Origin of the sequence: Arcobacter acticola (assembly GCF_013177675.1) — a bacterium.
Taxonomy (GTDB): Bacteria; Campylobacterota; Campylobacteria; order Campylobacterales; family Arcobacteraceae; genus Aliarcobacter; species Aliarcobacter acticola.
Genome location: NZ_CP042652.1, coordinates 132,822 through 159,311 on the forward strand (window position 1 = coordinate 132,822; position 26,490 = coordinate 159,311).

Genomic DNA, 26,490 nt, shown 5'->3' on the forward strand with positions numbered 1-26,490 from the left:
AATAGATGAACATTTACGTAGGTAATTTATCATACAGAATGAATGATAAAGAGTTAGAAGAAGTTTTCTCAAAGTTTGGTGCAGTAAAAAGTGCAAAAGTTATCATGGATAGAGAGACAGGAAAATCAAAAGGTTTTGGTTTCATTGAAATGGAAGATGCATCAGCTGGGACTAAAGCAATTGAAGCTTTAAATGGTAATGACTGCGAAGGTAGAACTTTAAGAGTTAATGAAGCAAAACCTAGAGAAGAAAGACCAAGAAGACAATTCTAATTTTAAGTTAAAGTAGCATTTATATTAAATGCTACTAACTTATTACTTATGCTTAACTTTTTTTAAAAGTTACTCATCAAAAAAATCATAAAATATAGAAATTTAGACGCTCCTTATTAATTCCTATTATATGGAATTATTTTTATTTTATAAATAATTATTTATTAATATAAGGAGCTTTTCTATAACTTATCAAAAAAACTCCAAAACATCCCTAAATAATTTTATGCTACAATTTTAGCAAGGAATTTTAATGAAAATATTACTACTTGAAGATGATTTAATTTTAAATGAAATAATACAAGAACACTTATTGGGGAAAAATCATAATGTAACTTCTGTTTTTTCAGGGGATGAAGCACAAGAGATAATCTACACTAAAACCTTTGATTTAATGCTTTTAGATGTAAATGTACCTAATATAAATGGCTTTGAATTATTGAAAGATTTAAGGGATAGTGGTATAAAAACACCTGCAATTTTTTTAACCTCTGCTCATATGCTAGAAGATGTAGAAAAAGGCTTTAAATCAGGTTGTGATGATTATATAAAAAAACCATTTGAACTGCGAGAATTAGATTTAAGAATAGAAAATATAAAAAGATTACACAATATCTCACCTTCAAATAATATTGAAGTAACTAATAATATATTTCTAAATAAAGATAGTTTAACAATAAGTAATAATGGAAATAGTATTCATATTGCACAAAAAGAGAGTGAGGTATTAGAGTATTTAATAAAAAATAGAAATAAATCAGTTAGTATTGAAGAACTTAGTATAAATGTGTGGGCATATGAAGAAGCACCAATGGCATCTACTATTAGAACTTATATTAAAAATCTTCGTAAAATTTTGGGTGAAGACTCAATTATAAATATAAGAGGAGTTGGTTATAGATTTAACGGCTAGTGAAAAAAGCACTTTTATAAGATTTCTTTCTTTATATTTGGGCTCATCTTTTTTGTTAATGTTAATGGTTGCCTTTTTTTATTTTCAAAATGAAAAAACATTATATTATGATTTAACAAAATCAAATATGCAAAATGTAGTCTCACAAATATCATCAAAAATAATATTTGCGCATATGACAAATAAGGAATTTGATAAAAATTATTTATTAAAAACTGATGATTATAAAATATCTTTTTATGATGAAAATAAAAATAAGATATTCGGAAATTTAGAAGATAGAATTGATTTTACAAAAACATTAATGGAACATCAAAAACATTTCATTTTAATTGATTCTTCCACTTTAGGTCATTTGGGAGTTTATTATATAGCCATTAAAGAGAATCTGTTTTTTGAGCAGATTAGTAAATTAAAAATGAGTATAGTATTTATATTTCTTTTTATTTATTTGATTATTGCAATAATAGGATTTTATTTAGCAAAGCTGTTTTTAAAGCCTATTAAAGATGAAAGAGAAAAACTTAATAACTTTATTAAAGATACGACTCATGAGTTAAATACACCCATTAGTGCTATTTTAATGTCAACAGAATCAAATACTTTAAATGAAAAACAAATAGAGCGAATACGAATAAGCGCAAAAAGAGTATCTGAGTTGTATAAAGATTTAACATATATATTTTTACAAAATAGTTATGATAAGAAATCTATTGAAATAGTAAATTTAAAACAGATAATAATAGATCAACTAGAGTATTTTCAACCCTTAGCAGTAAAAAAGAAAATAGATATAAAATTGAAATTAGAAGATTTTGAATATAAAATAGATAAAGACGATTTTATAAGGATTTTTAATAATCTAATATCTAATGCAATTAAATACAACAAAATATCTGGAACAATAGAGATAAAACTTGAAAATAAAAGCTTAGAAATAAGTGATTCAGGCATTGGAATAGAACAAAATAAATTAAAAGATGTATTTAAAAGATATTATAGAGCAACAACTGAGCAAGGTGGATTTGGGATAGGTCTTAGTATTGTAAATCAAATATGTAATAATTATAATATAAAAATATCAGTAAACTCACAATTAAAAAAAGGAAGTACTTTTACTTTAACTTTTTAAAACATAATCTACACATTAACTCCTCACAAAATTTATAATATACAATATATAAAAATTCTAAGGAGAAATAAATGAAAAGTTTATTCAAAATATTTGCAGCATTATTAATCACAGTTGGTTTTTTAAATGCCCAAGCTTTGGAGCAAAGTGGACAAAAAGATGGTTATGACATTAAATTAAGTTCTCAAAAAAGTTTAATTGTAGGAACTAATGCTCTTGATATTGAAATTTCTAAAGATGGTGCAGTACTTACTGATGTAAAAGTAAAAATGAAAATCTTTATGCCTGAAATGCCAGGAATGCCTTATATGGAGTATGAAGATAAAGCTGTATTAGAAAACGGAGTTTATAAAGTAAATATTAACTTTAGTATGTCAGGAACATGGCAATATCATTTAAAATTTAAAACAAAAGATGATGCAGTTCATACAGTTAAAGGTAGTATAAATTTATAATGAAAAAGATATTACTATGCTTTAGTCTTACTGTTTGCCTATTATCAGCTGTGACAATAGATGAGCTAGTAAAGAATACAAATGAGAATAATTATGATTTAAAAAGTATAGATAAGTCAATTGAAGTGGCAAATCATCAAATCTCACTATCTAAAAAGTGGCAAAATCCTACTTTGTCACTTGGATTAAATGACTTATGGCTTAACGATTTAAGTTCAAGAGATAAAGAGGCTATGCAAGCCTCTTTTATAGGCTTATCACAAGTAATTCCAACAGGTTCAAAATTAGAAATAAAAGAGAAAATTGCCCAAAAAGATAGAAATATACAAATACTAAATCTTGAAGATAAAAAGCTAGAGTTAGAATCGAAAGTTTATGAGTATGTATATACTATTTTACTTTTAGAAAAAAAATATAATCTTTTAGAGTCTTATGAACAAAATATTAAAAAGCTAGAAGCTCTATTTACTTCTTTATATAAATATCAAAAAGTTACTCAAAATGAGATATTAAATTCGCAAATATCGGCTTTAGATATAGGTTTACAAAAACAAAATCTTAAAAATATGATTGATAATTCATACTTAAAATTAGAGCAAATCACATATACTAAGATTGATAAAATTGATGAAAATATTGATATAAAAAAGATAAACTTATTAACTATAAAGCAAGAGCACCCAAAGTTTAAAACCCTTGAGGAAATGGCAAATAAATCAAAAAATATGGCAGATTTAGAGGCTGAAAAAAAGATTCCTGATTTAATGCTAAATGTGGCTTATTTTCAAAGAGATTCAAAGTTTAATGACTATGTAAATGTTAGTGTTAGTTTTCCACTTCCTATATATGATACAGAAAATACAGCTAGACTTCAAGCTAAAATGAATATGAATGAGACAAACGATAGATTAGAACAGTTAAAACATAACTTTTCAATGCAAGGTGAAATATTAAAAAATAGTTTAAATAGTTCATATACAAATTACAATTTAATAGAAGAAAAAATAATACCAATTAAAGAAAAAATACAAAAAAATATAGAGACATACAATAGCTTTGATAAGATTAAACCCCAAGAAAGTATTAAAAACTTAAATGAGTTAATATCTTATGAAACAAAAGCGATAGATGAACTACAAAAATATTATGAAGCTTATTCTGCTTTATTATATTTTACAAATAAAGGCATAAAATGATTAAAAGTATAAAGATAATATTACTAAGCACCCTACTTTTAGGATCTGCATTAAACGCTGAAATTATAGAAGCCAAACAACTATTTAATAAGAAAATAGTAAAAGTAAAAAAAGAAGAATTAGCTCAAACAAAAAGTTTTTATGGAATAACAAAAATAGATGAAAGCTCATTGTTTGATATTGTAAGTAGATTTGATGGTTATATTACAAAGTTAAATGCGAATAAAACATATATGTCAATAAAAAAAGGTGAACCCCTATACTCTATTTATTCGGATGATATTTTAAGTATACAAAGTGAACTTCAAATAGCTAATGATTTTAATAAAAATATCTATAATTCAACACTTAAAAGACTAGATAATTTTGCAATTTCAAAATCCGAACAACAAAAAATAAAAAATGCAAAAGTAAATGAAAATGGTATAGTGGTTACCTCACCTGTAAATGGTATCTTACTTGAAAAAAAAATAAATAACTCAAGTGCCGTAAAAAAGGGAACTACCCTACTTCAACTTGCTTCTTTAGATAAAATTTGGTTTATTAGTTCTATTTACCAAAGTGACTTATCTTATGTAAAAAAAGGTATGGAAGCACAAATATCTATTGATGGATTACATTCTAGCATAAAATCAACTATTGATTTTATCTACCCTACTTTTGATGAAAAAACAAAAACAGTTGATGTAAGATTTATACTTGATAATACAAATAATGAATTAGTTCCAAGTATGTTTGGGAAAATTGATTTAACAGTAAATAAATCTCTTGTTTTAACACTACCAAAAACAGCTGTTTTAAAAAAAGCTGATTCTTTTTATGTTTTTAAACCTACTTCAGATAGAGAATTTGAACCTATAAAAATAAATGCAAAAAGAGTATCTTCAAATAAGTATGAAATACTTGGTGGATTAAAAGAAAATGATGAAGTTATAAACAATGCCCTATTCTTGCTTGATTCTGATGCTATTACAAATGCATTATATGAATCTGATAATGAAGATTGGTAGGGAAAAATGGTAGAAAGTATAATCTCATATAGTGTTAGAAATAAGTTTTTAGTGCTATTTTCAGTAATCATTTTAACTTTTGCATCTTTGTGGGCTGTAAAAAATACAAGTTTAGATGCCTTACCTGATTTATCTCCACCTCAAGTTATAGTTCAAGTTGAATGGAAAGGTCAAAGTCCAAAAACAATTGAAGAGCAAATATCATATCCTTTGATTTCAAATTTAATGTCTTTGCCAAATATTGATACAGTTAGAGCCATGAGTTCATTTTCAAATGCAATGATTTATATTATTTTTAAAGATGGAACTGATATTTATGATTCAAGAAGCAGAATTTTAGAGCAGTTATCAACTCTTCAAGGAACATTTCCAGAAGGTTCAACTGTGCAAATAGGCCCTGATGCCACAGGTGTTGGTTGGGCTTATGAATATGCTTTAACATCAAAAACAAAAAGCTTAGATGAGCTTAGAACTTTACAAGATTATTACTATAAATTTGCTCTTTTAGGGGTTGACGGAGTAAGTGAAATTGCATCAATTGGTGGTTTTGTTAAAAATTATGAAATCACACTAAATCAAGATAAATTAGTTCAATATGATTTAAGTATAGATGATGTTAAAAAAGCATTAGCAAATAATAATGATGAAAAAGGTGGAAGAATTATCTTAGAAAATGGCTATGAGCATATGATTCAAGCCAAAGCTTACCTAAAAAATGTTTTTGATATAGAAAACATTACAGTTAAAACTTTTAATTCAATTCCTTTAAAAATAAAAGATATAGCAAATGTAAATATTACATCATCAAATAGAAGAGGAATGGTTGATTTAAACGGACAGGGTGATACTGTTGGAGGGATTGTAGTTGTTAGGTTTGGTGAAAATCCATATGCAGTTATAAAAGCTGTAAAAGCAAAGCTAGAAACTCTAAAAGTTGATGATGTTGAAGTAATTGAAACTTATGATAGAACTTCATTAATTGATAAAGCTATTGATACTTTAAAAAATACATTGATTGAAGAATCAATTATTGTAATGATAATTAGTGGATTATTCTTATTTCACTTTAGAAGTGCATTAATTATAATTATAACCTTGCCAATAACTGTATTAATCACTTTTTTAATGATGAAAGCTTTTGGGATGGGCTCAAATATTATGAGTTTAGGTGGAATTGCAATAGCCATTGGAGCAATGGTTGATGCCACTATTGTAATGGTTGAAAATGCACATAAATATTTGCAAGGAAAAGAAAATATTTCAAATAGTGAAAGAATTGAGATAATTATAAAATCAGCCAAACAAGTTGGGCGACCAATATTTTTTGCTCTTATTTTAGTAGTTGTTTCTTTCTTACCAATATTTGCACTAACTGGACAAGAAGGGCGATTATTTGGTCCATTAGCTTTCACTAAATCATTTGCAATGATTAGTGGGGCAATATTATCAATTACAATAGTTCCTATTTTAATGGTATTTTTAATTCGTGGAAAAATAATGGCTGAAGATAAAAATATATTAAATAAATTTTTCATAATGCTATATTCTCCACTTCTAAAAATTTCATTAAAACTTAGATATTTAGTTGTGGTGATTTTTATTGGAACAATAATTCTTGCATATCCAGTTTATAAAAAACAAAATTGGGAATTTATGCCTATGATGAATGAACAGGTTTTTATGTATATGCCTGTAACTCCTTATGGAATAGGGATTGATTTAGCCAAAGAACTAACAAATAAAACAAATATAGTTTTAAAATCATTTCCAGAAGTTGATACTGTTTTTGGAAAAGCAGGGCGAGCACAAACAGCAACAGATCCCGCGCCATTAGCAATGATAGAAACAATAGTTACATTTAAACCAGAATCACAATGGCGAGAAGGAATGACATATAAAAAACTAATGGAAGAAATGAATAAAAAGTTAGAAGTAGCAGGGCTAATTAATTCTTGGACTTATCCAATTAGAGGAAGAATTGATATGCTTCTAACAGGTATTAGAACACCTTTAGGAATTAAACTATATGGAAATAATCATGAGCAGTTAGAAAAAACAGCAGGAATAATTGAGCAAAAATTAAAAAAATTTGATAAAACACTATCTGTTTCAACTGATAAAATAAATTCAGGTTATTATTTAAATATTGATATAAAAGAGGAGATGATTGCAAGATATGGAATTAGTAAAAATGATGTGATATCAACTATTTCTTTAGGAGTTGCAGGAGGACAAATATCTACATTTATAGATAAATTAGAAAGATATCCAATTACACTTAGATTTGAAACAACTCAAAGAGAGGATTTAATTAGTCTAGAAAATTTACAAGTTAAAACTAAATTAGGTTTTCAGCCTTTAAAAATGTTTGCTAATTTAGAGTATGAAGAGGGACCATCTGTAATAAAATCTGAAAAAGCATTAAATGTAAATTTTATATATATTACCCCAAAAGATGGCATATCTGCTAATCAATATAAAGAAGAAGCAAAAGAGTTGTTAAAAGATATAAAACTACCAAGTGGTTACTACTATGAGTGGGCAGGGCAGAGTGAATATTTAGAATCAGCTTTACAAAGACTTATTTATATTATTCCATTAACTTTTGTGATTATATTTGTTCTTATATATTTAGCTTTAAGAAATTTAACATATACAATGATAATTTTCTTTACATTACCATTTGCTCTAACAGGAGGAATATTTTATTTAGAGTTCTTGAATTTTAATATATCAATTGCTGTTATTGTAGGCTTTTTAGCACTACTTGGAGTTGCTGCTGAAACATCAATAGTAATGTTAGTTTATTTGCATGAAGCAATGCATGAGCTAAATGAAAAAAAATTACAAATAGATAAATCAGATATCTTTAATGCAATTTATAAAGGAGCGGTTTTAAGATTAAGACCAAAACTTATGACCTTATTTGCAATTTTAGGTGGTTTAATTCCAATTATGTATATACATGGGGTTGGAAGTGAAGTAATGCAAAGAATTGCTGCTCCTATGATTGGAGGGATGCTTTCTTCGGCATTTTTAACTTTAATTATCATTCCTTCGATATTTTATATTCTTGCAATTAGAAAAAATGGAAAAATGCAAGAGGCTGATTTGCCTCATTAAGTTAAATAAATAAAATAATATAATCTAAACAGTTACTACACAAAATTTTATTATAATTTCTAAGTAACTTGAATAAATATAAGGAGAGAAAATGAATTTTTTAACAAAAGTAACAAGTGCCTTAGTACTAACAGCTGGATTAGCAAGTGCAAGTGTTTATACACTTGATGCAGGTCATACAAATGTAGGATTTTCAGTAAAACACTTAATGATTACAAATGTAAAGGGTGATTTTAAAAAATATGATGCAACAATTGATTTTGATGCAGCTACAAAAAATTTTAAAGTTTTTAAAGCAAATATTGACACAGCATCAGTTAATACAGGTATTGAGAAAAGAGATAACCATTTAAAAAGTGACGACTTCTTCTTATCTGAAAAATTCCCAAAAATGACTTTTGAAATGAAATCTTATGAATCTAATGGTGATGAAGGTAAAATGACTGGTGACCTTACAATCAGAGGTATTACAAAATCGGTTGTTTTAGATGTTGAAGATCTAGCAACAATAAAAGATTTTGAAGGTAATACTAGAGTTGGATTTACTTTAAATGGTAAAATCAATAGAATGGATTATGATTTAAAATGGAATAAAGCATTGGAACTAGGTGGAGTTGCAGTTAGTGAAGAAGTAAAAATTATCGTTGACGTTCAAGCAAAAGAAAAGTAAAAATTAAGTAAAAAATTTTAAAACATAATGAATAAATATAAAAAAAGGATATAAAATGAATAATAAAATGAAATTAGCAGGTTTAATTTTAGGAGCAGCACTTACAACATCAGCAGCATATGCAGCAAATGGTTCTTGTGGAGCAGGTAAATGTGGTGGAGATATGAAGAAAGAAGTTACTGAAAAAGCAGCAGGTTCATGTGGAGCAGGTAAATGTGGTGGAGATATGAAAAAAGAAGTTACTGAAAAAGCAGCAGGTTCTTGTGGAGCAGGTAAATGTGGTGGAGATATGAAAAAAGAGATGAAATCTGAAATGAAAGAAAAAGCTACAGGTTCTTGTGGTGCTGGTAAATGTGGAAGCAAATAATTAAAGCTTCTACAAAAGATATAATATGCTAAATATAAAAGGTTGTGGATTAGGTCTTAGAAGTGATTTTCTATTAGATTTAAAAAACAGCGATTTTAATCCAGATTTTTGGGAGATAACTCCTGAAAACTGGATGCATATGCCTAAAATATTTGAAAAAGCCTTTGAAGAGGCAGTTTTCTCAAAACCCACAGTTGCACATGGTTTATCTTTATCAATTGGGTCTGCTGATAAACTAAATAAAAAATTCGTTAAACAAATCAAAACATTTTTAGATAGATATAATATCGAACACTATTCTGAGCATCTTAGCTTCTCTTCACTTGATGGAAATCAAAGTTATGAATTATTGCCACTTCCAATGACTAAAAATATGGTGAGTATAATAAGTGATAGAGTAAAAGAGGTTGAGGATATTATTCAAAGAAATTTGATACTTGAAAATGCAACATACTATTTAGTTCCTTATTCTGAAATGGCTGAGGTTGATTTTATAAATGAAGTTTTAGATAAATCAGGTGCTAAAATGCTTTTAGATGTGAATAATGTATTCGTAAATGCATCTAATCACTCTTTTAAATCAAGAAGATTTATAGATGAAATTGATAAATCAAAAGTAGCATATATGCATATTGCAGGTCATTATCATGATAATGAGTTTGATATGAAAATAGATTCTCATGGAATGCCAGTTTGTTCTGGAGTTTGGAAATTACTTGAATATACTTTAAAACAGCTAGATGCACCTATTATGATAGAAAGGGATAATAATATCCCACCGCTTTTAGAGCTGCAAAGTGAATATAATCAAATGAAAGATATTGTTCAAAGAGTTAGAAATGCAAACTGATAAAACAATAGAAAGAGAAATTCAAGATAGATTTTTTGACCTTATTACAAATCAAAAAGAGAACAAAACTTCCAATGCCTTTAAAGTTTATCAAAAATTAGTCTTTTATAGATATGAAGAGATTATAAAAAGCACCTTTGTTCAATTTATAAAGAATATTTCTGAAAGAGAATTAGAAAACTCTATTTATGAATTTTTAAAAAATCCTCCTAAAACAGAATTTGTTTGGAAAATAGCAAATGATTATATTAAGTTTGTAAAAAAACTAAAACTTTTTCATGATAGGAAATACTTATATGAGCTTTTATATTTTGACTGGATTGAAGTTGAAATATATATGAAAGAGTATAAGCTAAAAGAAAATGATTTCTCTTGGGATAGTTATTATTGTCTTTCAAAAAGTGCTAGAGTAAAAAAATTTCAATATGACATTATAAATGCAAATCATAAAGAAAAAAGAGAGAATTATCTAATAATCTATTATGATTTTAATACCGATGAGGTTTTATTCAGAGAAATAAATCAGTTTATCTATGTATTGATCAAAAAAATGAAATATTCTACTTTAGAATCTACTTTAAATGAGATATGTAAAGAAAATGAAATAGAATTTAATGAAGCTAAAGAGATTTTACAAGAGCCTTTAAAGGAACTTATCCAAAATAGGGCGCTTGCATTAAATTAGAATGTTTTATTACAAATTTTCTTTAATAAAGAGTTTGTATAAAAATATGCAAAAATAGCAGCACTATAAATCATAAATAAAATTCCAAACCATAAATATATAAAATCAAGTTCGAAGAATTTAACTATAAAATATGCAATTACAAGTTTTGCAAAGATTTGTCTATAAAGTCCTATATATAAAAGCATTTTAGGTTTTTTAATACCTTGTAGAGTTGAAACACATACAAATAAAACAATATAAGCATAAAAAATCCAAATTTCAACAAGTAAATAATCAACTCCAAAACCAACAACAATAGGATTAGAATCAAATTGAGTGATGATAAATCTACCTAAAATTGTAAGAGTTATTATTCCAACAGTTGAGATAATAAATCCATATTTTAATGCAGTTTTTAAAGTCTCTATAACCCTATCATATTTTTTAGCACCAAAGTTATTTGAAACAAGTGTTAAAACAGCCGTACTAAGACCAAGAGCAGGAAGAAGCATTAATTGTTCAACTCTATATCCTATTCCATAACCAGCAACTGCTTCCATCCCATAGTGTGATACAAAATATGTAAGAATAAGTGAACCAATAGCCATTGTAAGCATATTTAAACTTGCAGGTAATCCTTGAGTTAAAAACTGTTTATAAACTCTTAAATCAGGTATGAAATATTTAAGATTTTCAAAGTGAATAAGTTTTGTTTGTAATACTTTGTAAAGCATATAAAACATATTTATAACTTGAATTAGAACCGTTGCTATTGCGATACCTTTTATTCCCATTGCAGGTATAAATAAAAACCCATAAATAAATATAGGATTTAAAACTAAGTTTGCAAAGAATCCAAATATCAAGCTATTTCTATATGTTTTAGTATCTCCAGTTGCCACTAAAACAGAGTTTAATGAGAAGTTAAACATAAAAAATATTGCACCAAATAAAATAGGATTTATATAATCAAGAGAAATTTGTAGATATTCATTTTGCGCACCTAAAAGTTTAAAAAGCCAAGGAGCTGCAAAATATCCAATAATACTTAAACTTAATCCTATAATAGGAACAAAAATTAATCCCTTATGTGCATAAATAGTAGCTAATTTATATCTTTTTTTACCAAGAGCATTTCCCAAAAGTGCAGTAATTGCAGATGAAAAACCATATCCAAAACCAATGATCAAAAAGAAAATCATAAAAGATAAGGATAAAGCTGCGATTGCTTGGGTTGATATAAGCCCTGCATAAAATGTATCAACTACATTATACATAGTATTAAAAAACATTCCAACACTAGCAGGAATTGCTAGTTGTTTTATCAAGCTTGGAATATCTTGCGTGGTTAGATGTTGTGTATTTTTTCTCAAATTATTAGAATAGAAACTATTCTTCTATTCTTATCATCGCAGGTTTGCTGATGATTACGCCTGAGTTTTCAAGTTCAACTATAGCTTTTAAAATATCTCTTTCAACAGAAATATGAGTAGTTAAAAGTAGGTTAGCAGTTGCATTTTTTAGAGGTTTTTGCATCATAGCTTCAATTGAAATTGAGTTGTCTCCTAAGATTGTAGCGATTTTTGCTAATGTTCCTGGTCTATCAGCAACCTCAAGTCTTAGATAATATTTAGTTTGAATATTTTCTTTTGCCATTAAAGTAACTTTTTCACCTGGTTGATTCTCAAAACCAAGCATTGGTGAACCTTTTCCTCGTCTTGCAATATCTATAATATTTGCAACCACTGCAGATGCTGTTGCATCTCCACCTGCTCCTGCTCCATAGAACATAGTCTCACCAACTTTATCTCCAATAACAGAGATCCCATTCATAACACCATCTACTTTTGCAATCATTTTATCTTCAGGAATCATAACAGGATGAACTCTTAATTCGATCTCATTTCCTACTTTTTTTGCAATTCCTAAAAGTTTAATTGAAAATTCAAACTCTTTTGCAAAAGCAATATCAGCACTTGAAATGTTTTGAATACCTTCAATTAAAATATCTTCAGGTTTAACATCAATTCCATAAGCAATAGAACCTAAGATTAGAAGTTTATGAGCAGCATCATATCCACCAACATCAAAAGTAGGGTCAGACTCAGCATAACCTAAATCTTGAGCCTCTTTTAAAATATCATCATATTTTATACCATCATTAATCATTCTTGTTAACATATAGTTACAAGTTCCATTCATGATACCTTGAATAGATTTAATATGATTTGCACTTAATCCATCTCTTAGGGCATTAATAATTGGAATTCCTCCAGCAACTGCTGCTTCAAATTCAAAAGGAATGTCACCTGCAAGTTCTTGAAGTTCATATCTATGATATGCTAATAAAGCTTTATTAGCAGTAACCACAGCTTTACCTTTTAATAAAGCTTTTCTTACTATTTCATTTGGTTTATCAATTCCACCCATTAACTCAACAACAACATCAATTGAATCATCATTTAATACATCATCAATATTATCACTTAATTTAATATCAACATTTCTAGTTTTATGTAAGTTTGAAACTACTCCAATGGTTGGTACAATCTCAATTCCAGCACGTGCGGTTATAATATTTTTATTATCTCTTAAAATATTAGCAACACTTGCTCCAACTGTACCAACTCCAATAATTCCAACTTTTAACATAGTATATTCCTATTTTTCTAATGATTTTAAATATTTCTTTATATTTTTTGCAGCTTGTCTAATTCTTTTTTCATTTTCAATTAATGCAATTCTTACATACTGGTCACCATAGTTACCAAATCCAATTCCAGGACTTACTGCAACTTGTGCTTGTGTAAGTAATTGTTTTGAGAATTCCATACTTCCTAAATGTGCTGCACATTCTGGAATTTTTGCCCAAATAAACATAGATGCATTTGGCTTATTCATTTTCCAACCAGCTTCTGCAAATACTTCAAGCATTAAATCTCTTCTTTTTCTATATTTTTCAATATGTTCATCAACACAATCTTGTGGACCATCAAGTGCTACAGTTGCAGCAATTTGAATTGGAGTAAACATTCCATAATCTAACCATGATTTGATTCTTTTTAACGCACCAATTAGTTTTTCATTTCCAACAATACAACCAACTCTCCATCCTGCCATATTATAAGATTTACTTAATGTAAAACATTCTACTGCCACATCTAAAGCACCCTCAGCTTGGAAAATTGATGGAGTTTTATAACCATCAAAAGTAATATCAGCATAAGCAATATCTGAGATAATATAAAATCTCTCTTTTTTAGCCATTGCTACTAATTTTGTGTAAAATTCAGGTGTAACAGTAGCGCAAGTTGGGTTATGAGGGAAGTTTACGACTACAAATTTTACTTTTGGAATTGATTCATCAATTGTTTTTTGTAATCTTTGAAAAAATAAATCTTCATCAACTTTAAATACATCATCAAACACTAATTCAAATTTATGAACAGCTGCACCATTTAACATAAAAGCGTATGAGTGAATAGGATAAGTTGGATCTGGAACAACAGCCACGTCTCCCACATTTACAATAGCTTGAACTAAATGAACGTAACCTTCTTTAGAACCCATTGTTGCACATACATGTTTATTTGGATCTAAATAATCAACATCATATTTTCTTTTATACCAGTTAGAAATAGCAAGTCTTAATTTATAAATACCAGCACTTGCACTGTAACCATGATTTTTAGGTTTTGCAGCAGCTTCAATTAGTTTATCTGTGATATGTTGAGGAGCAGGACCATCAGGATTTCCCATAGAAAAGTCAATTACATCTTCACCTGCACGTCTTGCTTCCATTTTAATATTATTAACTTCAGCAAACACATAGTTTGGAAGTCTCTTCATTCTTTCAAATTCAATTTCTGGGAACATTCTTTACTCCTTAGTAATAGTAATCCCTCGCTTTAAATTAGCAAGAGAATATAAATCATCAATTTTAATATATTTAGTATTATTAGGCACACTAAGTCTTAGACTATTATGCAAACTATCTTCTTCATGAATTTCAATCATATTGAAATCACTGTCATAGAAAACTACACTTGGATACCAAGAATTACCTGCATTTGAATTTATAGAAATTCTTGAAGCATTTTCAATCATCACCATGTAAGGTTTTGATGGTTTTTTTAAAGATAATTGATTGTTTCCAACTAAATTTTCCGCTTTATAAATTGTAGAATTTCTCATATCAATTGAGTAATCCCATTTATAATTTCCCTCTCTTTTAATATCTACTATATTACAATTTATTGATTGTAACTCTTGAGATAATCTGAGAGGGCTTATGGCGGCTGCGGTTTTTACTTTGATAGTCCATTTAAAAGTATTATCAACAACTGTTTCATCTTGTGTTATGAAATATTGATGTCCTAAAACTTTTAATATATCAGTTAAATTTTTTATTGATTTTTTAGTATTACCTTGAATATTGAAAGTCACATCAATATTTTGAGTTGAACCAAAATTTAATTTTAATAAGCCATTATTTTCAAGCCCTTGAGTAAGTTTTGCATAATTTACATAACCATTTGAATAGTATTCATTTTGGTTACCAAACTGATGATTGATTAAATTTCTATGGGTATTATAATCTGAATACCCAAGTAAGTTTTGTATCTTTTCATTCAAGTCTGCATTTGCAAATACAGAAAGAGTAGCTATTAAAATAAATTTTTTTATCACGACTTTTCTTCTTTATTATCTTTTTAGGTTATATATTAAAATACCAGCTGCAACTGAAACATTTAATGAATCAAATTCATGTTCCATAGCAATAGATACTTTTAAATCAAGTTTTTTACTAACTTTTGGAGAAATTCCTGTTCCTTCACTTCCTAAAAATAGAGCTACTTTATCAGTTTTTTCAATTTTTCCATATTTTTTTAGGTCAACACCATCTGTTGTTGCACCAATTAGTGTAAAACCTGCATCTATTAATTCACTTGCTAAATCAACTGATCTTGGGTGAATTGCAAAAGGTAAATCAAGTAAAGCACCTGAACTTGTTCTTAGAATTCCTGAGTCATTAACTGTTTTAATATCAGCTGCTATTAAACCTTCAATTCCTAAAGAATAAGCAGTTCTAGCAATTGCTCCAATATTACCAACATCTGTTACACCATCTAAAACAAGAATAAAATTCATTTTCTTGAATTCTTTAATGTCTGTATATTCAGCATGTGTTAGTTTTAAAATGAAACCTTGGTGGTTTCCGCCTTTTGCTAATGCTTGAGCTTTTTGATTATCCACTTTATGGATTTTCTTATCAAGTTTTGCAAATCTTGTAAAAAGTTTTTTATCAATTTCTTTTGAAAGAAAAACTTCTTCTATTAAATGAGGGTGTTTATCAAGTACATAAAGTACAATTTGTTTTCCATATATTATCATAGGCGGATTATATCTAAATTATGTTAATAAAGTTCTTTGTTTTTTTATAAATTTTATAGCTTTAAATAAGCTACATTTTTAGGCTATAATTAATTTTAATAATAATTGGATGGAGGAAATTAATGCAAAATATAGAGAATGATTTTATTCGTGTATTAGACACTGATGATACTAATTTGTAAGATAGGATAAATAGTTTATTTTTTGAGCAAAATGCGCCTAAATTGGTACTTGGATTTATATCTCCTCATTTGAATTTTGAAGTGATTTCTAAAAAAATTAAATCAGTATTTCCCGATGAAACAAAAGTGGTTCTTACCACAACAGCAGGAGAACTTTGTACATTTGATTTAGATAAGAAAAAAGACTCTCTTTATCATGAAGCAAATGGATCTTGGCAAAATATAGTATTACAAAGTTTTAGTGAAGATATAATTGATAAAGTAGAAGTACTAACAATACCTTTATTTAGTGAAAATATTACAAGTCAAACAATTTCTCATGAAGAAAGAATAAGCAAAATAAAAAATGAAATATTACGATTAAATATTCCTTTTAAAATAAAGCATACAGATTGTTTTGCTTTGACTATTGTTGATGGATTATCAAATAGTGAGAGTTTTTTAACAGAAGCTGTTTATGAAAGTGGTAAATTACCTTGTTTATTAATAGGTGGTTCATCAGGTGGAAAGCTAGATTTTCAAGAGAGTTATATTTTTAATAATGAAGAAACGACAAGACACAAAGCTGTGATTATGTTGATAAAAATGAAAAAAAATATGAAGTATGGAGTTTTCAAATCTCAAAGTTGTGAAAAAACTGATTTAAACTTTATTGTTGCTCAATCAAATTTGTTAAATAGAAGTGTTCAAAGTGTACTTGATGTAAATGGAAATAAAATTATTAATATTGTAGATGTATTATGTGAATATCTAAATTGTAAGTTAGATGATTTATCTTCAAAACTTGTGGATTATAATTTTGCAATTGAAGTAAATAATGAACTTTATATTCGGTCTGTATCAAAGGTTGATATTGAAAATAGAAGCATTTCCTTTTTTTGTGATATTTCGTTTGGCGATATTTTATATTTAGTAAAAAACAAAGAGTTTGTTTCTCAAACACAAATTGATTATAGAAATTATTCATCAATGAAAAAACAAGAGCCAATAGGTGCAATATTAAATGATTGTATTTTAAGAAGATTATTTAATAGTGGAAATTTAAACTCTTTAAAAACATTTAATGACATTCCACTTGCTGGATATTCTACTTTTGGAGAGTTATTGGGACTTAATATCAATCAGACTTTAACAGCACTGTTTTTCTATAAAGTAGAAGATGACAATGAATATTATGATGATTATGTGGATAATTTTGTAGATAAATACTCATCATTTTATGGTTATTTTAAACAGCGTGAAATACATAAGTATCAGCTGCTATCAAGGGTTAGAACAACATTATTATCAAATCTTAAAAGTGCATTTCCCTTAATTCAAGATATGGTTAATATTTTAAACTTTGTTTATGAGAATACAAAAGAGGGAAATGTTGTAATAAATGATGTAACAAATAAATTTACTACTTTTACTCAAGAAATAATGGATAATGTTAATACAAATTCACAATTAGTAAATGATATGGAAGTTTTAACACAAAGTGCATCTGATATTAAAAAAGTCCTATCATCAATTTCAGGTATTGCAATTCAAACAAATCTTTTAGCACTAAATGCAGCAATTGAAGCATCAAGGGCAGGGGAGTTTGGAAATGGTTTTAAAGTTGTTGCTGATGAAGTAAAAAAATTAGCTGGAAAAACGCAAACGAGTTTAGGTGAAAGTAATGCCTCTGTAAAAATCACAATAAATAATATAAAAGAAATAAGTGAAAATATCACAAACAGTAGTAAAAAACTAAGTATAATTTCTACTGATATGGGCGATATAAATACTTCAATAGAACAAATATATACAAAATCAAAAGAGAGTAATAGTTTTATTGCAAATAAAAAAGAGAACTTTGATAGATTAATTTATAGTATATCTGCTATTGAAAATATTCAAAAACAGTTGGATATTTTGGAAAGAAACTTCTAGAAATTAATTTTCTAGAAGTTTTTGATATACATCTTTTATGGATTGCCCTGTCATTTTTGCTATTAATTTTGCTTTTATTTTAGGAGCTATATCTAGATTTTGGATGTCATTTAAATCTAGATTAAAACCAATTGTCTCTTTTGGTTTGATAACTACTACCCATTCACCTTTGATATTTATATCTTTAAATTTATTAAATAGATTTAAAGATGTATCTTTATAGCTATTTTGGTGTAGTTTTGTGATTTCTTTTGCTAAAAATATTGTTCTATTTGGATCTTTTATACTTAGTTCTTCAAGTAATTTTAGAAGTCTGTGTGGTGACTCATACAGTATTGATAATTTATCATCATTTAAAATATCATCAAGTTTTGAAGCACGACTTACTCCTTTATGGTCTAAAAATCCATAAAAAGAAAAAGTAGTAGTAGAAAATCCACTCATAGCATATGCTGTTAAAATAGCATTTGCACCTGGAAGTACATCATAAGGGATTTCATTTTTTATGCAATAATCTACAAGTGTAGCACCTGGATCACTAACACAAGGCATTCCTGCATCGCTTACGTAAACAACATTTTTAGAAAAAGTCTCTTTATCTAATGATTTTAATATTTTATCTTCATTATGAGAGTGAAAAGATTTGTATTCTTTGTTGGAAAAGTCTAGGTTATTTCTTTCTCCTAGTAGATTTAGAAGTTTTTTTGTGACTCTAGTATCTTCACAAAAAATAAGTTCCGCTTCAACAAGAATTCTTAAAGATCTTTGAGAAATATCTTCAAGATTTCCTATTGGAGTGGGAACTAAGCACAGCACAATAGAGTACTATTTAGCCATGTTATATTTGTTTTTGAATTTCTCAACTCTACCAGCAGCATCAACAAGTTTTTGCTCTCCAGTAAAGAATGGGTGACAAGAAGAACAAATATCAATTCTTAATGATTCAACATTTGACTTAGTTTGAAACTCGTTACCACATGCACAAGAAATTGTACAAACTTTATAATCTGGATGAATATCTTTTTTCATTCCATTTCCTTAATTGTAATTATTGTTAGATAAAAGGTCGAGTCTATTGCAAGCCCTTTACCTAACTCTTCGGGGCGCAATTATAGCAAAAAATACTTAATAATATCTGAATTTAAGTCTTCTATTATATTTGAAGTTTTATTCGTAAATTGTGACTTGTTAAAAGTATTTTGTCTTTTAGCAAGTTTAACTGTATTTGATGAAATTTTTTCTTCAAGTTCTTCTTTTGTAAGTTTACCATCTAAGTATTCAAGAGTTTCAACAATACCAATGGAAGCCATACAATTAGGCTTTCTTGTATAAGTTTTTTCTAAAAAAATCACTTCATCTATTAAGCCTGATTCAATCATGATTTTTGTTCTTTTTGCTATTCTTTTTTTTAATTCATCTTTTTCCCAAAGAATTTCAAATATTTTCAAATCTTTCGCAACGGGAATTTTAGGATTTTCTTCAAAATAAGAAGTAGGGCATAATCCTGTTTGTTTATAAATTGCATAAGCTTTTTCTATTCTATACCTGTCATTTCTTTCTATTTTTTGCATATACTCTTTATCTAAATTGTAAAGAAGTTCATAGGCTTCATCAATTGGTATGTCAAGTTTAGTTTTTGAATCTACACCTTGTGATAAGCCTTCTATTAGCGCTTTTAGGTAAAAACCTGTTCCACCTACAATAATAAGATTTTTATTTTCTAATAAACAGTATTCTTTAGTTCTTTTATAAAGTTCAATAAATTTAATAACATCAAACTCTTCATTTGGATAAACTTCATCAATTCCAAAATGAATAATATCTCCTCTTTCTTCAAGAGTAGGTTTTGCAGATGCAATTTCTATGTCTTTGTAAACACAAAGTGAATCAAGGGACAAGATAACAGAGTTTGTAATATGAGCTATTTGTAAAGATAAGGCAGTTTTTCCAGAGGCTGTTGAGCCAATGATTGCTATTTCTTTCATTTTTTAGTCTTTTGCTCTTTGCAATTTTCTAATTTTTTATTTAGTTCATTAATGTCTTTTTCTTTTTGAATTAGAGTTTTCATTAAATCATTTATGTCTTTTGAATTTGAATCTATAATATCTGTTTGGGCTTTTGAAGTACATCCACTTAATAAAAATATAGTGAATAGACTGATAATTAGTATTGAACTTTTTTTCATTTAACTCTTTCATAATATAAAATGTTTAAGATTATAACTAGAAAAAGGTTATATTAATATTTTTAATATTATCTTTGATACAATCCAATTTATGAATAATATTATTAAAAAACTAAATGATTTCAATGAACTAGTTATGTTCAAACACTCTATTTTTTCATTACCTTTTATATTTATAGCCATGGTAGTTTCATCAGGACAAGTAAATGGTAGTGCTTGGTTTGGTATGAAACTTTTTGTATTGGGAATATTTGCAGCTTTAACTGCACGTAATTTTGCAATGGGATTCAATAGATATATGGATAGAGACATAGATGCTTTAAATCCAAGAACAATAAATAGACCAAATGTAGATGGAAGAATTTCTGCATCTCAAATGCTTGTTTTTACCCTTGCTAATGCATTGGGTTTTATATTTGTGGCATATTTTATAAATGATTTAGCTTTACAATTATCTATTCCTATATTAATTATTATCGGGTCTTATTCTTATTTCAAAAGATTTTCTTATTTGGCTCACATAATTTTAGGAATTTCTTTAGCTTTAGCTCCAATTGCAGGAGTTGTAGCAGTTAGTGAAACTATACCTTTTTGGTCAATAGCCTTAAGTATTGGAGTTATGTTTTGGGTAGCTGGATTTGATTTACTTTATTCACTTCAAGATATTGATGTAGATAAAGAACTGGGACTTCATTCTATTCCTTCTAAATTTGGTGCAGAAAAAACAATGAAGATATCAAAAATATTTCATATGTTAACAATAGCTTTTTGGTTATTGTTTGCTATAACTTCAGGAAGTTCTTATTTTGCTTATCTTGCAGTAATAATTAGTGCTTTAATGTTATCTTATGAACATTATTTAGTAAATAAAGATTTTAGAAAAATCGATAGAGCTTTTTTTACAGTAAATGGGTATTTAGGAATAATTTTTTTAATTCTTATAATAATTGATAATATTTTTGTATAATCAATAAAAAATACCGAAAGTGAATGATGATATGACGACAAAACTAAAAGAAATAACTTTTTTGACAATTAAAAATCTAAAAAATAATGAGATTATTCTTCCAGGAGATTATTTAAAAGTTTTTGATCAAATTGCAAAAGAATTAAAATTAGACTTACAAGATAATCTTTTAATGGAAAAGGAATTAAGTTATAGCACAGATAAAATAAATAAAATTGTTGAAAAAACAAGTAAAAATTTAACACAGATGCATTCAAGTACGAAAAAAGCACAAAAAGCTATTTTGGATAAAGATGATGTTTCACTTTCTAGTATAAGTGATGAGATATCAGATATGCAAAAACAAATTAGTTTTTTACAAAAAGAGTTATTTTCAGATACTTTAACTCAAGCTTATAATAGAAAATGGTTTAATGATTCTTATTTAAAAGAAGAAAAATTTCCAGAAAATGGTAAGTTCGCTTTTCTTGATATTAATAAATTTAAAACAATAAATGATACCTATGGACATTTAATTGGAGATCAAGTATTAAAATATCTTGTGAAATTTTTACAATCACAATTAAATTATCCTTCAGTTCATATAATCAGATATGCAGGAGATGAGTTTATAATACTTTTTGGTGAAGATGTTATTAGTGAAATAAATGTTGAAGATAAAATGAAAGATGTTCAAGAAAAACTTTCAAATCAAAAATTAAAATCTGCAAAAATTGATAATTTACAATTTTCATTTTCTTATGGTCTCTTAGACTATAAAAAAGATGATAGTATTGTTGAGATATTAACAAAAGCAGATAAACTTATGTATGAGAATAAACAAAAAAGCAGATAAACCTTTTAAAATTAATATTAAGTTTATCTATGCTATTATTCCCATCCTAAAACAAACGCGTCTGTGGCTCAACTGGATAGAGCACTGGGTTTCGGCCCCGGCGGTTGTAGGTTCGAATCCTACCAGGCGTACCACTTAGAAGCCCGATTTAAGCATTGGTTCAGTGATTAAATCGGGCTTTTTGACTTTATATTAAAAATAAAAATCACAAATTAATACACATCAGAAAATAAATTACTGAGGTCTTAAAACTATGAAAACTAAAATATTATTAAATGGTGTTGGTCGTATTGGTAAAGCTATTTTAAAAATAATTCTTGAAAATAAAAACTTTGAAATAATTGCTATAAATGAAATAAATCCATATCTTGAAAATATTGTTTACTCTATAAATCATGATTCAACATATGGAAATATTTCTGATAAATTTAAAGTGATACAAAACAATTTTATTGAAAACTCAAACAATAAAATCAAAGTATTAAATCACAAAAATTTAAATGAAATTGATTTATCAAATATTGATATTATTATAGATGCAAGTGGAGTAAAAGAGGATATTAATCTTCTAAAAAATCTTCCAGTTAAAGCTATATTCCTAACACATCCAAGCTCACTTGCTGATATAAATATCATTTTAGGTGTAAATGAGCAAAATCTTGATGTAAACATTCACAAAATTATATCAACAAGTTCATGTAATGCAACAGCGCTACTTCCCGCCCTTAAAATCATAGATGATAAGTATGAAATCTTATGTGGTGATATAGTAACCATTCATCCACTTCTAAATCATCAAAGGGTTTTAGATGGTAACTTTGTTTCTAGTCAAACAAGAGATGTTGAATATAACTTTGAATTTGGAAGATCTTCGACTCAAAATATAATTCCAAATAAAACAACTACAATTAGTGCATGCTCTTATGTATTAGGCAAAATAAATCATGAACTTATTTCATCAAGTTCATTAAGAGTTCCTACTGATACAGTGGGTGTTATAAATGTAACTTTAATGACAAAAAAAGAGTGTTCAAAAGATGAGATTATAGAACTATTTGAGAAGTATGAGAAAAATCAGAAATTTCCAATTGTATTAAATAATTATGAACCACTTGTATCTAGTGATTTTAAAAAAGAGAATAAAACAACTATTATAGATCATAGATATACAGACGTTAAAAACAATCATATGATAAAAATTATAGTTTGGTATGACAATGAATGGGGATATGCATCAAAAGTAGTGGAGATTTTAGATTATTATAAGAGCATAAAAAAAGGGTGAGCCAGTAAAATAACTGTGTAAACTCACCCTTTTTTAATCTATCTAAAAAATATTAGATAAATTCAACACCTTTTTCACCCTCAGCTATATGACCAATCACATAACCATCTGTGTTTGCTAAAACTGCGTCAACATTTTGCTCACTTACTACTAAAACCATACCAACACCCATATTAAATGTTCTGTACATTTCTTCAAGTTCTACGTGTTCAGCCATAAATTGGAAGATTGGTAAAACTCTTACATCTGCTCTTTTTACAACTGCTTTTAAATTATCAGGTAAAACTCTTGGTAAGTTTTCTGTAATTCCACCACCTGTTATATGTGCTAAAGCATTGATTTTATCTTTATTTGCTTTGAATTCTTTTACATAAATTCTAGTTGGCTCTAATAAAACATCTTTTAATGGTTTTCCTTGGAAATCGTCATCTAAAGACATTCCTAATTTTTCTAAAAGTAATTTTCGCACTAAGCTGAACCCATTTGAATGAACACCTGAAGATGGTAATGCAATTAAAGTATCACCTGCTTTGATTTTATCAATTCTATTTAATTCATCTTTTTCAGCAATTCCAACACAAAAACCAGCTAAATCAAAATCACCCTCTTTGTACATTCCTGGCATTTCAGCAGTCTCACCACCAACAAGTGCGCACTCAGATCTAATACAACCTTCTGCAATACCTTTTACAACTTGTGTAGCTTCTTCAACATCTAGTTTAGCAGTTGCGTAATAATCTAGGAAAAATAATGGTTCTCCAAAGTTACATAATAAATCATTTGAACACATAGCAACTAAGTCAATTCCTACTGTGTCGAATTTTTTTGCATCAATTGCAAGTTTTAGTTTTGTTCCAACTCCATCTGTTCCTGAAAGTATTACAGGTTTTTTATAACCTGATGGTAATTCAAATGCACCTGCAAATGAACCAATTCCACCTAAAACTCCAGGAATCATTGTTGATTTTACATATGGTTTGATATTTTCTACAAACTGATTTCCAGCATCAATATCAACCCCAGCATCTTTGTAACTAACTGTTGCCATTATTCACCTTTTTTATTCTATTTTCTAATTCTTGCGATTAATTAAATTTTTTTGGTATTATAGCAAAATGTTTATAAATATTAAGGATTATATAGAATGAAAGATACTAACGCATTTAATGAAATGATGGTACATTTACCTTTGTGCACACATAAAGAAGCTTCAAATGTACTAATTATTGGTTCAAACAATGAAGACATGAAAGCTCAGGCTGCTAAGCATAATAAAGTTTCAAATATTGAATTTGGAGATACATCATTATTAACTTCTAAAAATGAAAAAAATATAGATGTTGTAATTTTAACTGATGTTAAAATTGATGAATTATTATTAGCTAACATTGAAAGAATTTTAAAAGAAGATGGTTTAATCTCTTTCGCTTCAAAAGCATTTTCAAGAGATGAAGATCAATTATTTGCAGATTTAAAACTAGTTGGAACAAAATTCTCGATTGCAATGCCATTTAAATTTGGACATAACACTTCAATTATTGCTTCAAAAAGATATCATCCAACAGCAGATATAAATCTTCAAAGAGCTGATTTATTAGATGGTTTAAACTACTATTCTGCTGAAATCCACAATGCATCTTTTGTATTTCCTGCTGCTGAACACAGAGCACTAACTGGAATAGCTAAAAGATAATTATTCTATTAAATATAAATAAATCATTATTATTGTAGAATCTTCTTTATGAGTAATGATTTATTTAAAAACGCAATCGCACTAACAGGCGGAATTTCAACAGGTAAAAGTACTGTTTGTAACCTATTTAAACTTCATGGTTTTTTAACTATTGATGCTGACCTTATAGCACATAGATTATTGGATGAAAATTCTGATAAAATTGCTAGTATGTTTGGTGAAAAATATGTTGAAAATGGTAAAGTTATACGAAAAGAATTAGGTAAAATAATATTCTCGAATGAAGAGAATAAACTAAAACTAGAAGCCCTTTTACATCCACTAATCGAAAATGAAATCATTAAAGAATCAAAAATATTTGAAGAACAAAATAAACCATATTTTGTAGATATACCTTTATTTTTTGAAAAAATGCATTATCCAATTCCTAAATCTTTGGTTATATATACTCCAAAAGATATTCAAATTCAAAGACTTATGAAAAGAGATAATATAGATGAAAATGAAGCAAAACTAAAAATTTCAAACCAAATGGATATTGAAGAAAAGAAAAAATTAGCAGATATGGTAATAGACAATTCACAAAATTTAAAACATTTACAAGCTGAAGTAGAAAGAATCATCGGAGAGATTATATGACATATACAAAATATAGTGCAAGTGGAAATGACTTTGTTATCACTCACTCATTTATTGAAAAAGATTATACAAATGATGCTATAAAACTATGCAATAGAACAGAAGGAATTGGAGCTGATGGTTTTGTAGTAATCGTTCCAAGTAGTGAAGCTGACTTTAAATGGTTATTTTACAATAGCGATGGGAGTGATGCTGCTATGTGTGGAAATGCCACAAGAGCAGTTTCTCACTATGCTTTTACAAATAATTTAGTTAGTTCTTCTGAAATGAAATTTCTTACAGGTGCTGGACTTATAAAATCAAGTGTTGAAGGAAATATCGTTGAAACTCAATTAACTGCTCCAATAGTAGTAAAAGAGGAGTTTATTGAAGATGGATTTACTTGGTATTTAGTAGATACTGGAGTTCCTCATTTAGTAACTATAGTAGATGATTTAGAATTGTATAACCATGACTTATGTGCAAAAATGAGATATAAATATAATACAAATGTAAATTTTGCGAAAATTGAAGATGGAATTATTAAAGTGCGAACATATGAAAGAGGAGTTGAGGGTGAAACCTTAGCTTGTGGAACTGGGATGGCTGCTTGTTTTTTAAGAGCAAATGATTTAAAACTAGTAGACAGTAGTACATTTGTTTATCCAAAAAGTGGTGAGCAATTAACTCTTTCAAAAAAAGATGGCATCATTTATTTTAAAGGTGCTGTAAAAAAAGTTTTTGTAACTACTTTTTAAG

The 26,490-nt window shown here is 27.6% G+C and carries 28 protein-coding genes and 1 tRNA gene; 19 read left to right on the top strand and 10 right to left on the bottom strand.

The annotated features are described in order from the left end of the window. The first annotated feature begins 5 nt into the window (after nucleotides 1-5). From rbp to AACT_RS00745, 11 genes are all read left to right on the top strand, one after another. Nucleotides 6-272, top strand: a complete 267-nt coding sequence (gene rbp / locus AACT_RS00695) for an RNA-binding regulator (RefSeq protein WP_172124020.1) — start codon at nucleotides 6-8, stop codon at nucleotides 270-272. Between the two features lie 253 nt (nucleotides 273-525). Continuing rightward, complete coding sequence (locus tag AACT_RS00700) at nucleotides 526-1,185, top strand: response regulator transcription factor (RefSeq protein ID WP_172124022.1); 660 nt, start codon at nucleotides 526-528, stop codon at nucleotides 1,183-1,185. Further along, complete coding sequence (locus AACT_RS00705; protein WP_172124024.1) at nucleotides 1,163-2,317, top strand: sensor histidine kinase; 1,155 nt, start codon at nucleotides 1,163-1,165, stop codon at nucleotides 2,315-2,317. Before AACT_RS00700 ends, AACT_RS00705 begins: the two co-directional genes overlap by 23 nt. Before the next feature lie 71 nt (nucleotides 2,318-2,388). Then, the gene (locus AACT_RS00710; protein WP_172124026.1) at nucleotides 2,389-2,772 is read left to right on the top strand and encodes a FixH family protein; all 384 of its coding nucleotides are present in this window, start codon (nucleotides 2,389-2,391) and stop codon (nucleotides 2,770-2,772) included. Next, nucleotides 2,772-3,968, top strand: coding sequence for a TolC family protein (locus AACT_RS00715; protein ID WP_172124028.1), 1,197 nt, complete (start codon nucleotides 2,772-2,774; stop codon nucleotides 3,966-3,968). Before AACT_RS00710 ends, AACT_RS00715 begins: the two co-directional genes overlap by 1 nt. After that, nucleotides 3,965-4,978 carry an efflux RND transporter periplasmic adaptor subunit gene (locus AACT_RS00720; RefSeq protein ID WP_172124030.1) on the top strand — a complete coding sequence of 338 codons (1,014 nt, stop codon included), beginning with the start codon at nucleotides 3,965-3,967 and terminating at the stop codon, nucleotides 4,976-4,978. Before AACT_RS00715 ends, AACT_RS00720 begins: the two co-directional genes overlap by 4 nt. 6 nt (nucleotides 4,979-4,984) lie before the next feature. Further along, the gene (locus AACT_RS00725; RefSeq protein ID WP_172124032.1) at nucleotides 4,985-8,101 is read left to right on the top strand and encodes an efflux RND transporter permease subunit; all 3,117 of its coding nucleotides are present in this window, start codon (nucleotides 4,985-4,987) and stop codon (nucleotides 8,099-8,101) included. 91 nt (nucleotides 8,102-8,192) lie between these two features. Beyond that, nucleotides 8,193-8,771: a YceI family protein gene (locus tag AACT_RS00730; RefSeq protein WP_172124034.1), complete on the top strand. Its 579-nt coding sequence runs from the start codon at nucleotides 8,193-8,195 to the stop codon at nucleotides 8,769-8,771. 55 nt (nucleotides 8,772-8,826) lie between these two features. Next, entirely contained in the window at nucleotides 8,827-9,138 is a 312-nt protein-coding gene (locus tag AACT_RS00735; RefSeq protein WP_172123743.1) for an HvfA family oxazolone/thioamide-modified RiPP metallophore, read from the top strand. Nucleotides 9,139-9,163: 25 nt separating this feature from the next. Beyond that, nucleotides 9,164-9,988 carry an MbnB/TglH/ChrH family RiPP precursor modification enzyme gene (locus AACT_RS00740; RefSeq protein ID WP_172124036.1) on the top strand — a complete coding sequence of 275 codons (825 nt, stop codon included), beginning with the start codon at nucleotides 9,164-9,166 and terminating at the stop codon, nucleotides 9,986-9,988. Beyond that, nucleotides 9,978-10,673, top strand: a complete 696-nt coding sequence (locus tag AACT_RS00745; protein ID WP_172124038.1) for an HvfC family peptide modification chaperone — start codon at nucleotides 9,978-9,980, stop codon at nucleotides 10,671-10,673. The genes AACT_RS00740 and AACT_RS00745 overlap by 11 nt, the downstream gene beginning before the upstream one ends. On the opposite strand, the gene AACT_RS00750 is transcribed toward AACT_RS00745, so the two are convergent. From AACT_RS00750 to rlmB, 5 genes are read right to left on the bottom strand one after another with little or no spacing between them, the layout of a single operon-like run. Next, on the bottom strand, nucleotides 10,670-12,028 hold the full coding sequence (locus AACT_RS00750) for an MATE family efflux transporter (RefSeq protein ID WP_172124040.1): 1,359 nt from the start codon (nucleotides 12,026-12,028) through the stop codon (nucleotides 10,670-10,672). The genes AACT_RS00745 and AACT_RS00750 overlap by 4 nt on opposite strands. Nucleotides 12,029-12,044: 16 nt before the next feature. Next, nucleotides 12,045-13,307, bottom strand: coding sequence for a homoserine dehydrogenase (locus AACT_RS00755; RefSeq protein ID WP_172124042.1), 1,263 nt, complete (start codon nucleotides 13,305-13,307; stop codon nucleotides 12,045-12,047). 9 nt (nucleotides 13,308-13,316) lie between these two features. Then, nucleotides 13,317-14,531, bottom strand: coding sequence for an LL-diaminopimelate aminotransferase (locus AACT_RS00760; RefSeq protein ID WP_172124044.1), 1,215 nt, complete (start codon nucleotides 14,529-14,531; stop codon nucleotides 13,317-13,319). Nucleotides 14,532-14,534: 3 nt separating this feature from the next. Then, nucleotides 14,535-15,344: a hypothetical protein gene (locus AACT_RS00765; RefSeq protein WP_172124046.1), complete on the bottom strand. Its 810-nt coding sequence runs from the start codon at nucleotides 15,342-15,344 to the stop codon at nucleotides 14,535-14,537. A 15-nt stretch (nucleotides 15,345-15,359) separates the two neighbouring features. After that, a complete protein-coding gene (gene rlmB, locus AACT_RS00770) occupies nucleotides 15,360-16,049 on the bottom strand; it encodes a 23S rRNA (guanosine(2251)-2'-O)-methyltransferase RlmB (RefSeq protein ID WP_172124048.1) in 690 nt (229 codons plus the stop codon). 224 nt (nucleotides 16,050-16,273) lie between these two features. On the opposite strand from rlmB, the gene AACT_RS00775 reads away from it, so the two are divergent. Continuing rightward, a complete protein-coding gene (locus tag AACT_RS00775) occupies nucleotides 16,274-18,148 on the top strand; it encodes a methyl-accepting chemotaxis protein (RefSeq protein WP_228720508.1) in 1,875 nt (624 codons plus the stop codon). Between the two features lie 3 nt (nucleotides 18,149-18,151). On the opposite strand, the gene rsmI is transcribed toward AACT_RS00775, so the two are convergent. The 4 genes from rsmI to AACT_RS00795 form a co-directional block, all read right to left on the bottom strand. Continuing rightward, nucleotides 18,152-18,964 (bottom strand): 16S rRNA (cytidine(1402)-2'-O)-methyltransferase, encoded by an 813-nt coding sequence (gene rsmI / locus AACT_RS00780; RefSeq protein ID WP_172124052.1) that lies wholly within the window; start codon nucleotides 18,962-18,964, stop codon nucleotides 18,152-18,154. A gap of 9 nt (nucleotides 18,965-18,973) precedes the next feature. Continuing rightward, a complete protein-coding gene (gene rpmE, locus AACT_RS00785) occupies nucleotides 18,974-19,177 on the bottom strand; it encodes a 50S ribosomal protein L31 (RefSeq protein ID WP_172124054.1) in 204 nt (67 codons plus the stop codon). Nucleotides 19,178-19,257: 80 nt separating this feature from the next. Continuing rightward, nucleotides 19,258-20,133 (bottom strand): tRNA (adenosine(37)-N6)-dimethylallyltransferase MiaA, encoded by an 876-nt coding sequence (gene miaA, locus AACT_RS00790; protein ID WP_172124056.1) that lies wholly within the window; start codon nucleotides 20,131-20,133, stop codon nucleotides 19,258-19,260. After that, nucleotides 20,130-20,333, bottom strand: coding sequence for a hypothetical protein (locus tag AACT_RS00795; protein ID WP_172124058.1), 204 nt, complete (start codon nucleotides 20,331-20,333; stop codon nucleotides 20,130-20,132). Before AACT_RS00795 ends, miaA begins: the two co-directional genes overlap by 4 nt. Before the next feature lie 91 nt (nucleotides 20,334-20,424). Between AACT_RS00795 and mqnP the strand changes: the two genes are divergently transcribed. The 4 genes from mqnP (at nucleotide 20,425) to AACT_RS00815 (ending at nucleotide 23,420) form a co-directional block, all read left to right on the top strand. Then, the gene (gene mqnP / locus AACT_RS00800; protein ID WP_172124060.1) at nucleotides 20,425-21,300 is read left to right on the top strand and encodes a menaquinone biosynthesis prenyltransferase MqnP; all 876 of its coding nucleotides are present in this window, start codon (nucleotides 20,425-20,427) and stop codon (nucleotides 21,298-21,300) included. 31 nt (nucleotides 21,301-21,331) lie between these two features. Then, complete coding sequence (locus tag AACT_RS00805) at nucleotides 21,332-22,135, top strand: GGDEF domain-containing protein (RefSeq protein WP_172124062.1); 804 nt, start codon at nucleotides 21,332-21,334, stop codon at nucleotides 22,133-22,135. Nucleotides 22,136-22,192: 57 nt separating this feature from the next. Further along, nucleotides 22,193-22,269: transfer RNA gene (locus AACT_RS00810), tRNA-Arg, on the top strand. Between the two features lie 119 nt (nucleotides 22,270-22,388). After that, nucleotides 22,389-23,420: a glyceraldehyde 3-phosphate dehydrogenase NAD-binding domain-containing protein gene (locus AACT_RS00815; protein ID WP_172124064.1), complete on the top strand. Its 1,032-nt coding sequence runs from the start codon at nucleotides 22,389-22,391 to the stop codon at nucleotides 23,418-23,420. 52 nt (nucleotides 23,421-23,472) lie between these two features. Here AACT_RS00815 and purM read toward each other — a convergent pair whose 3' ends face one another. Further along, nucleotides 23,473-24,468, bottom strand: a complete 996-nt coding sequence (gene purM / locus AACT_RS00820) for a phosphoribosylformylglycinamidine cyclo-ligase (protein ID WP_172124066.1) — start codon at nucleotides 24,466-24,468, stop codon at nucleotides 23,473-23,475. 96 nt (nucleotides 24,469-24,564) lie between these two features. Here purM and AACT_RS00825 point away from each other — a divergent pair, with 96 nt between their 5' ends. Genes AACT_RS00825 through dapF form a run of 3 tightly spaced genes read left to right on the top strand, consistent with a single transcriptional unit; the run spans nucleotide 24,565 to nucleotide 26,489 of the window. Next, a complete protein-coding gene (locus tag AACT_RS00825; protein ID WP_172124068.1) occupies nucleotides 24,565-25,113 on the top strand; it encodes a spermine/spermidine synthase domain-containing protein in 549 nt (182 codons plus the stop codon). 48 nt (nucleotides 25,114-25,161) lie between these two features. Continuing rightward, complete coding sequence (gene coaE / locus AACT_RS00830; RefSeq protein WP_172124070.1) at nucleotides 25,162-25,752, top strand: dephospho-CoA kinase; 591 nt, start codon at nucleotides 25,162-25,164, stop codon at nucleotides 25,750-25,752. Further along, complete coding sequence (gene dapF, locus AACT_RS00835; protein WP_172124072.1) at nucleotides 25,749-26,489, top strand: diaminopimelate epimerase; 741 nt, start codon at nucleotides 25,749-25,751, stop codon at nucleotides 26,487-26,489. The genes coaE and dapF overlap by 4 nt, the downstream gene beginning before the upstream one ends. Nucleotide 26,490 lies beyond the last annotated feature (1 nt).

Excerpts from the sequence above, each read along its gene's own strand:
- rbp (WP_172124020.1), top strand. The coding sequence starts at position 6 with ATGAACATTTACGTAGGTAATTTATCATACAGAATGAATGATAAAGAG.
- AACT_RS00700 (WP_172124022.1), top strand. The coding sequence starts at position 526 with ATGAAAATATTACTACTTGAAGATGATTTAATTTTAAATGAAATAATA.
- AACT_RS00710 (WP_172124026.1), top strand. The coding sequence starts at position 2,389 with ATGAAAAGTTTATTCAAAATATTTGCAGCATTATTAATCACAGTTGGT.
- AACT_RS00715 (WP_172124028.1), top strand. The coding sequence starts at position 2,772 with ATGAAAAAGATATTACTATGCTTTAGTCTTACTGTTTGCCTATTATCA.
- AACT_RS00720 (WP_172124030.1), top strand. The coding sequence starts at position 3,965 with ATGATTAAAAGTATAAAGATAATATTACTAAGCACCCTACTTTTAGGA.
- AACT_RS00725 (WP_172124032.1), top strand. The coding sequence starts at position 4,985 with ATGGTAGAAAGTATAATCTCATATAGTGTTAGAAATAAGTTTTTAGTG.
- AACT_RS00730 (WP_172124034.1), top strand. The coding sequence starts at position 8,193 with ATGAATTTTTTAACAAAAGTAACAAGTGCCTTAGTACTAACAGCTGGA.
- AACT_RS00735 (WP_172123743.1), top strand. The coding sequence starts at position 8,827 with ATGAATAATAAAATGAAATTAGCAGGTTTAATTTTAGGAGCAGCACTT.
- AACT_RS00740 (WP_172124036.1), top strand. The coding sequence starts at position 9,164 with ATGCTAAATATAAAAGGTTGTGGATTAGGTCTTAGAAGTGATTTTCTA.
- AACT_RS00745 (WP_172124038.1), top strand. The coding sequence starts at position 9,978 with ATGCAAACTGATAAAACAATAGAAAGAGAAATTCAAGATAGATTTTTT.
- AACT_RS00755 (WP_172124042.1), bottom strand. The coding sequence starts at position 13,307 with ATGTTAAAAGTTGGAATTATTGGAGTTGGTACAGTTGGAGCAAGTGTT.
- AACT_RS00760 (WP_172124044.1), bottom strand. The coding sequence starts at position 14,531 with ATGTTCCCAGAAATTGAATTTGAAAGAATGAAGAGACTTCCAAACTAT.
- rlmB (WP_172124048.1), bottom strand. The coding sequence starts at position 16,049 with ATGATAATATATGGAAAACAAATTGTACTTTATGTACTTGATAAACAC.
- rpmE (WP_172124054.1), bottom strand. The coding sequence starts at position 19,177 with ATGAAAAAAGATATTCATCCAGATTATAAAGTTTGTACAATTTCTTGT.
- miaA (WP_172124056.1), bottom strand. The coding sequence starts at position 20,133 with ATGAAAGAAATAGCAATCATTGGCTCAACAGCCTCTGGAAAAACTGCC.
- AACT_RS00795 (WP_172124058.1), bottom strand. The coding sequence starts at position 20,333 with ATGAAAAAAAGTTCAATACTAATTATCAGTCTATTCACTATATTTTTA.
- mqnP (WP_172124060.1), top strand. The coding sequence starts at position 20,425 with ATGAATAATATTATTAAAAAACTAAATGATTTCAATGAACTAGTTATG.
- AACT_RS00805 (WP_172124062.1), top strand. The coding sequence starts at position 21,332 with ATGACGACAAAACTAAAAGAAATAACTTTTTTGACAATTAAAAATCTA.
- AACT_RS00815 (WP_172124064.1), top strand. The coding sequence starts at position 22,389 with ATGAAAACTAAAATATTATTAAATGGTGTTGGTCGTATTGGTAAAGCT.
- purM (WP_172124066.1), bottom strand. The coding sequence starts at position 24,468 with ATGGCAACAGTTAGTTACAAAGATGCTGGGGTTGATATTGATGCTGGA.
- AACT_RS00825 (WP_172124068.1), top strand. The coding sequence starts at position 24,565 with ATGAAAGATACTAACGCATTTAATGAAATGATGGTACATTTACCTTTG.
- coaE (WP_172124070.1), top strand. The coding sequence starts at position 25,162 with ATGAGTAATGATTTATTTAAAAACGCAATCGCACTAACAGGCGGAATT.
- dapF (WP_172124072.1), top strand. The coding sequence starts at position 25,749 with ATGACATATACAAAATATAGTGCAAGTGGAAATGACTTTGTTATCACT.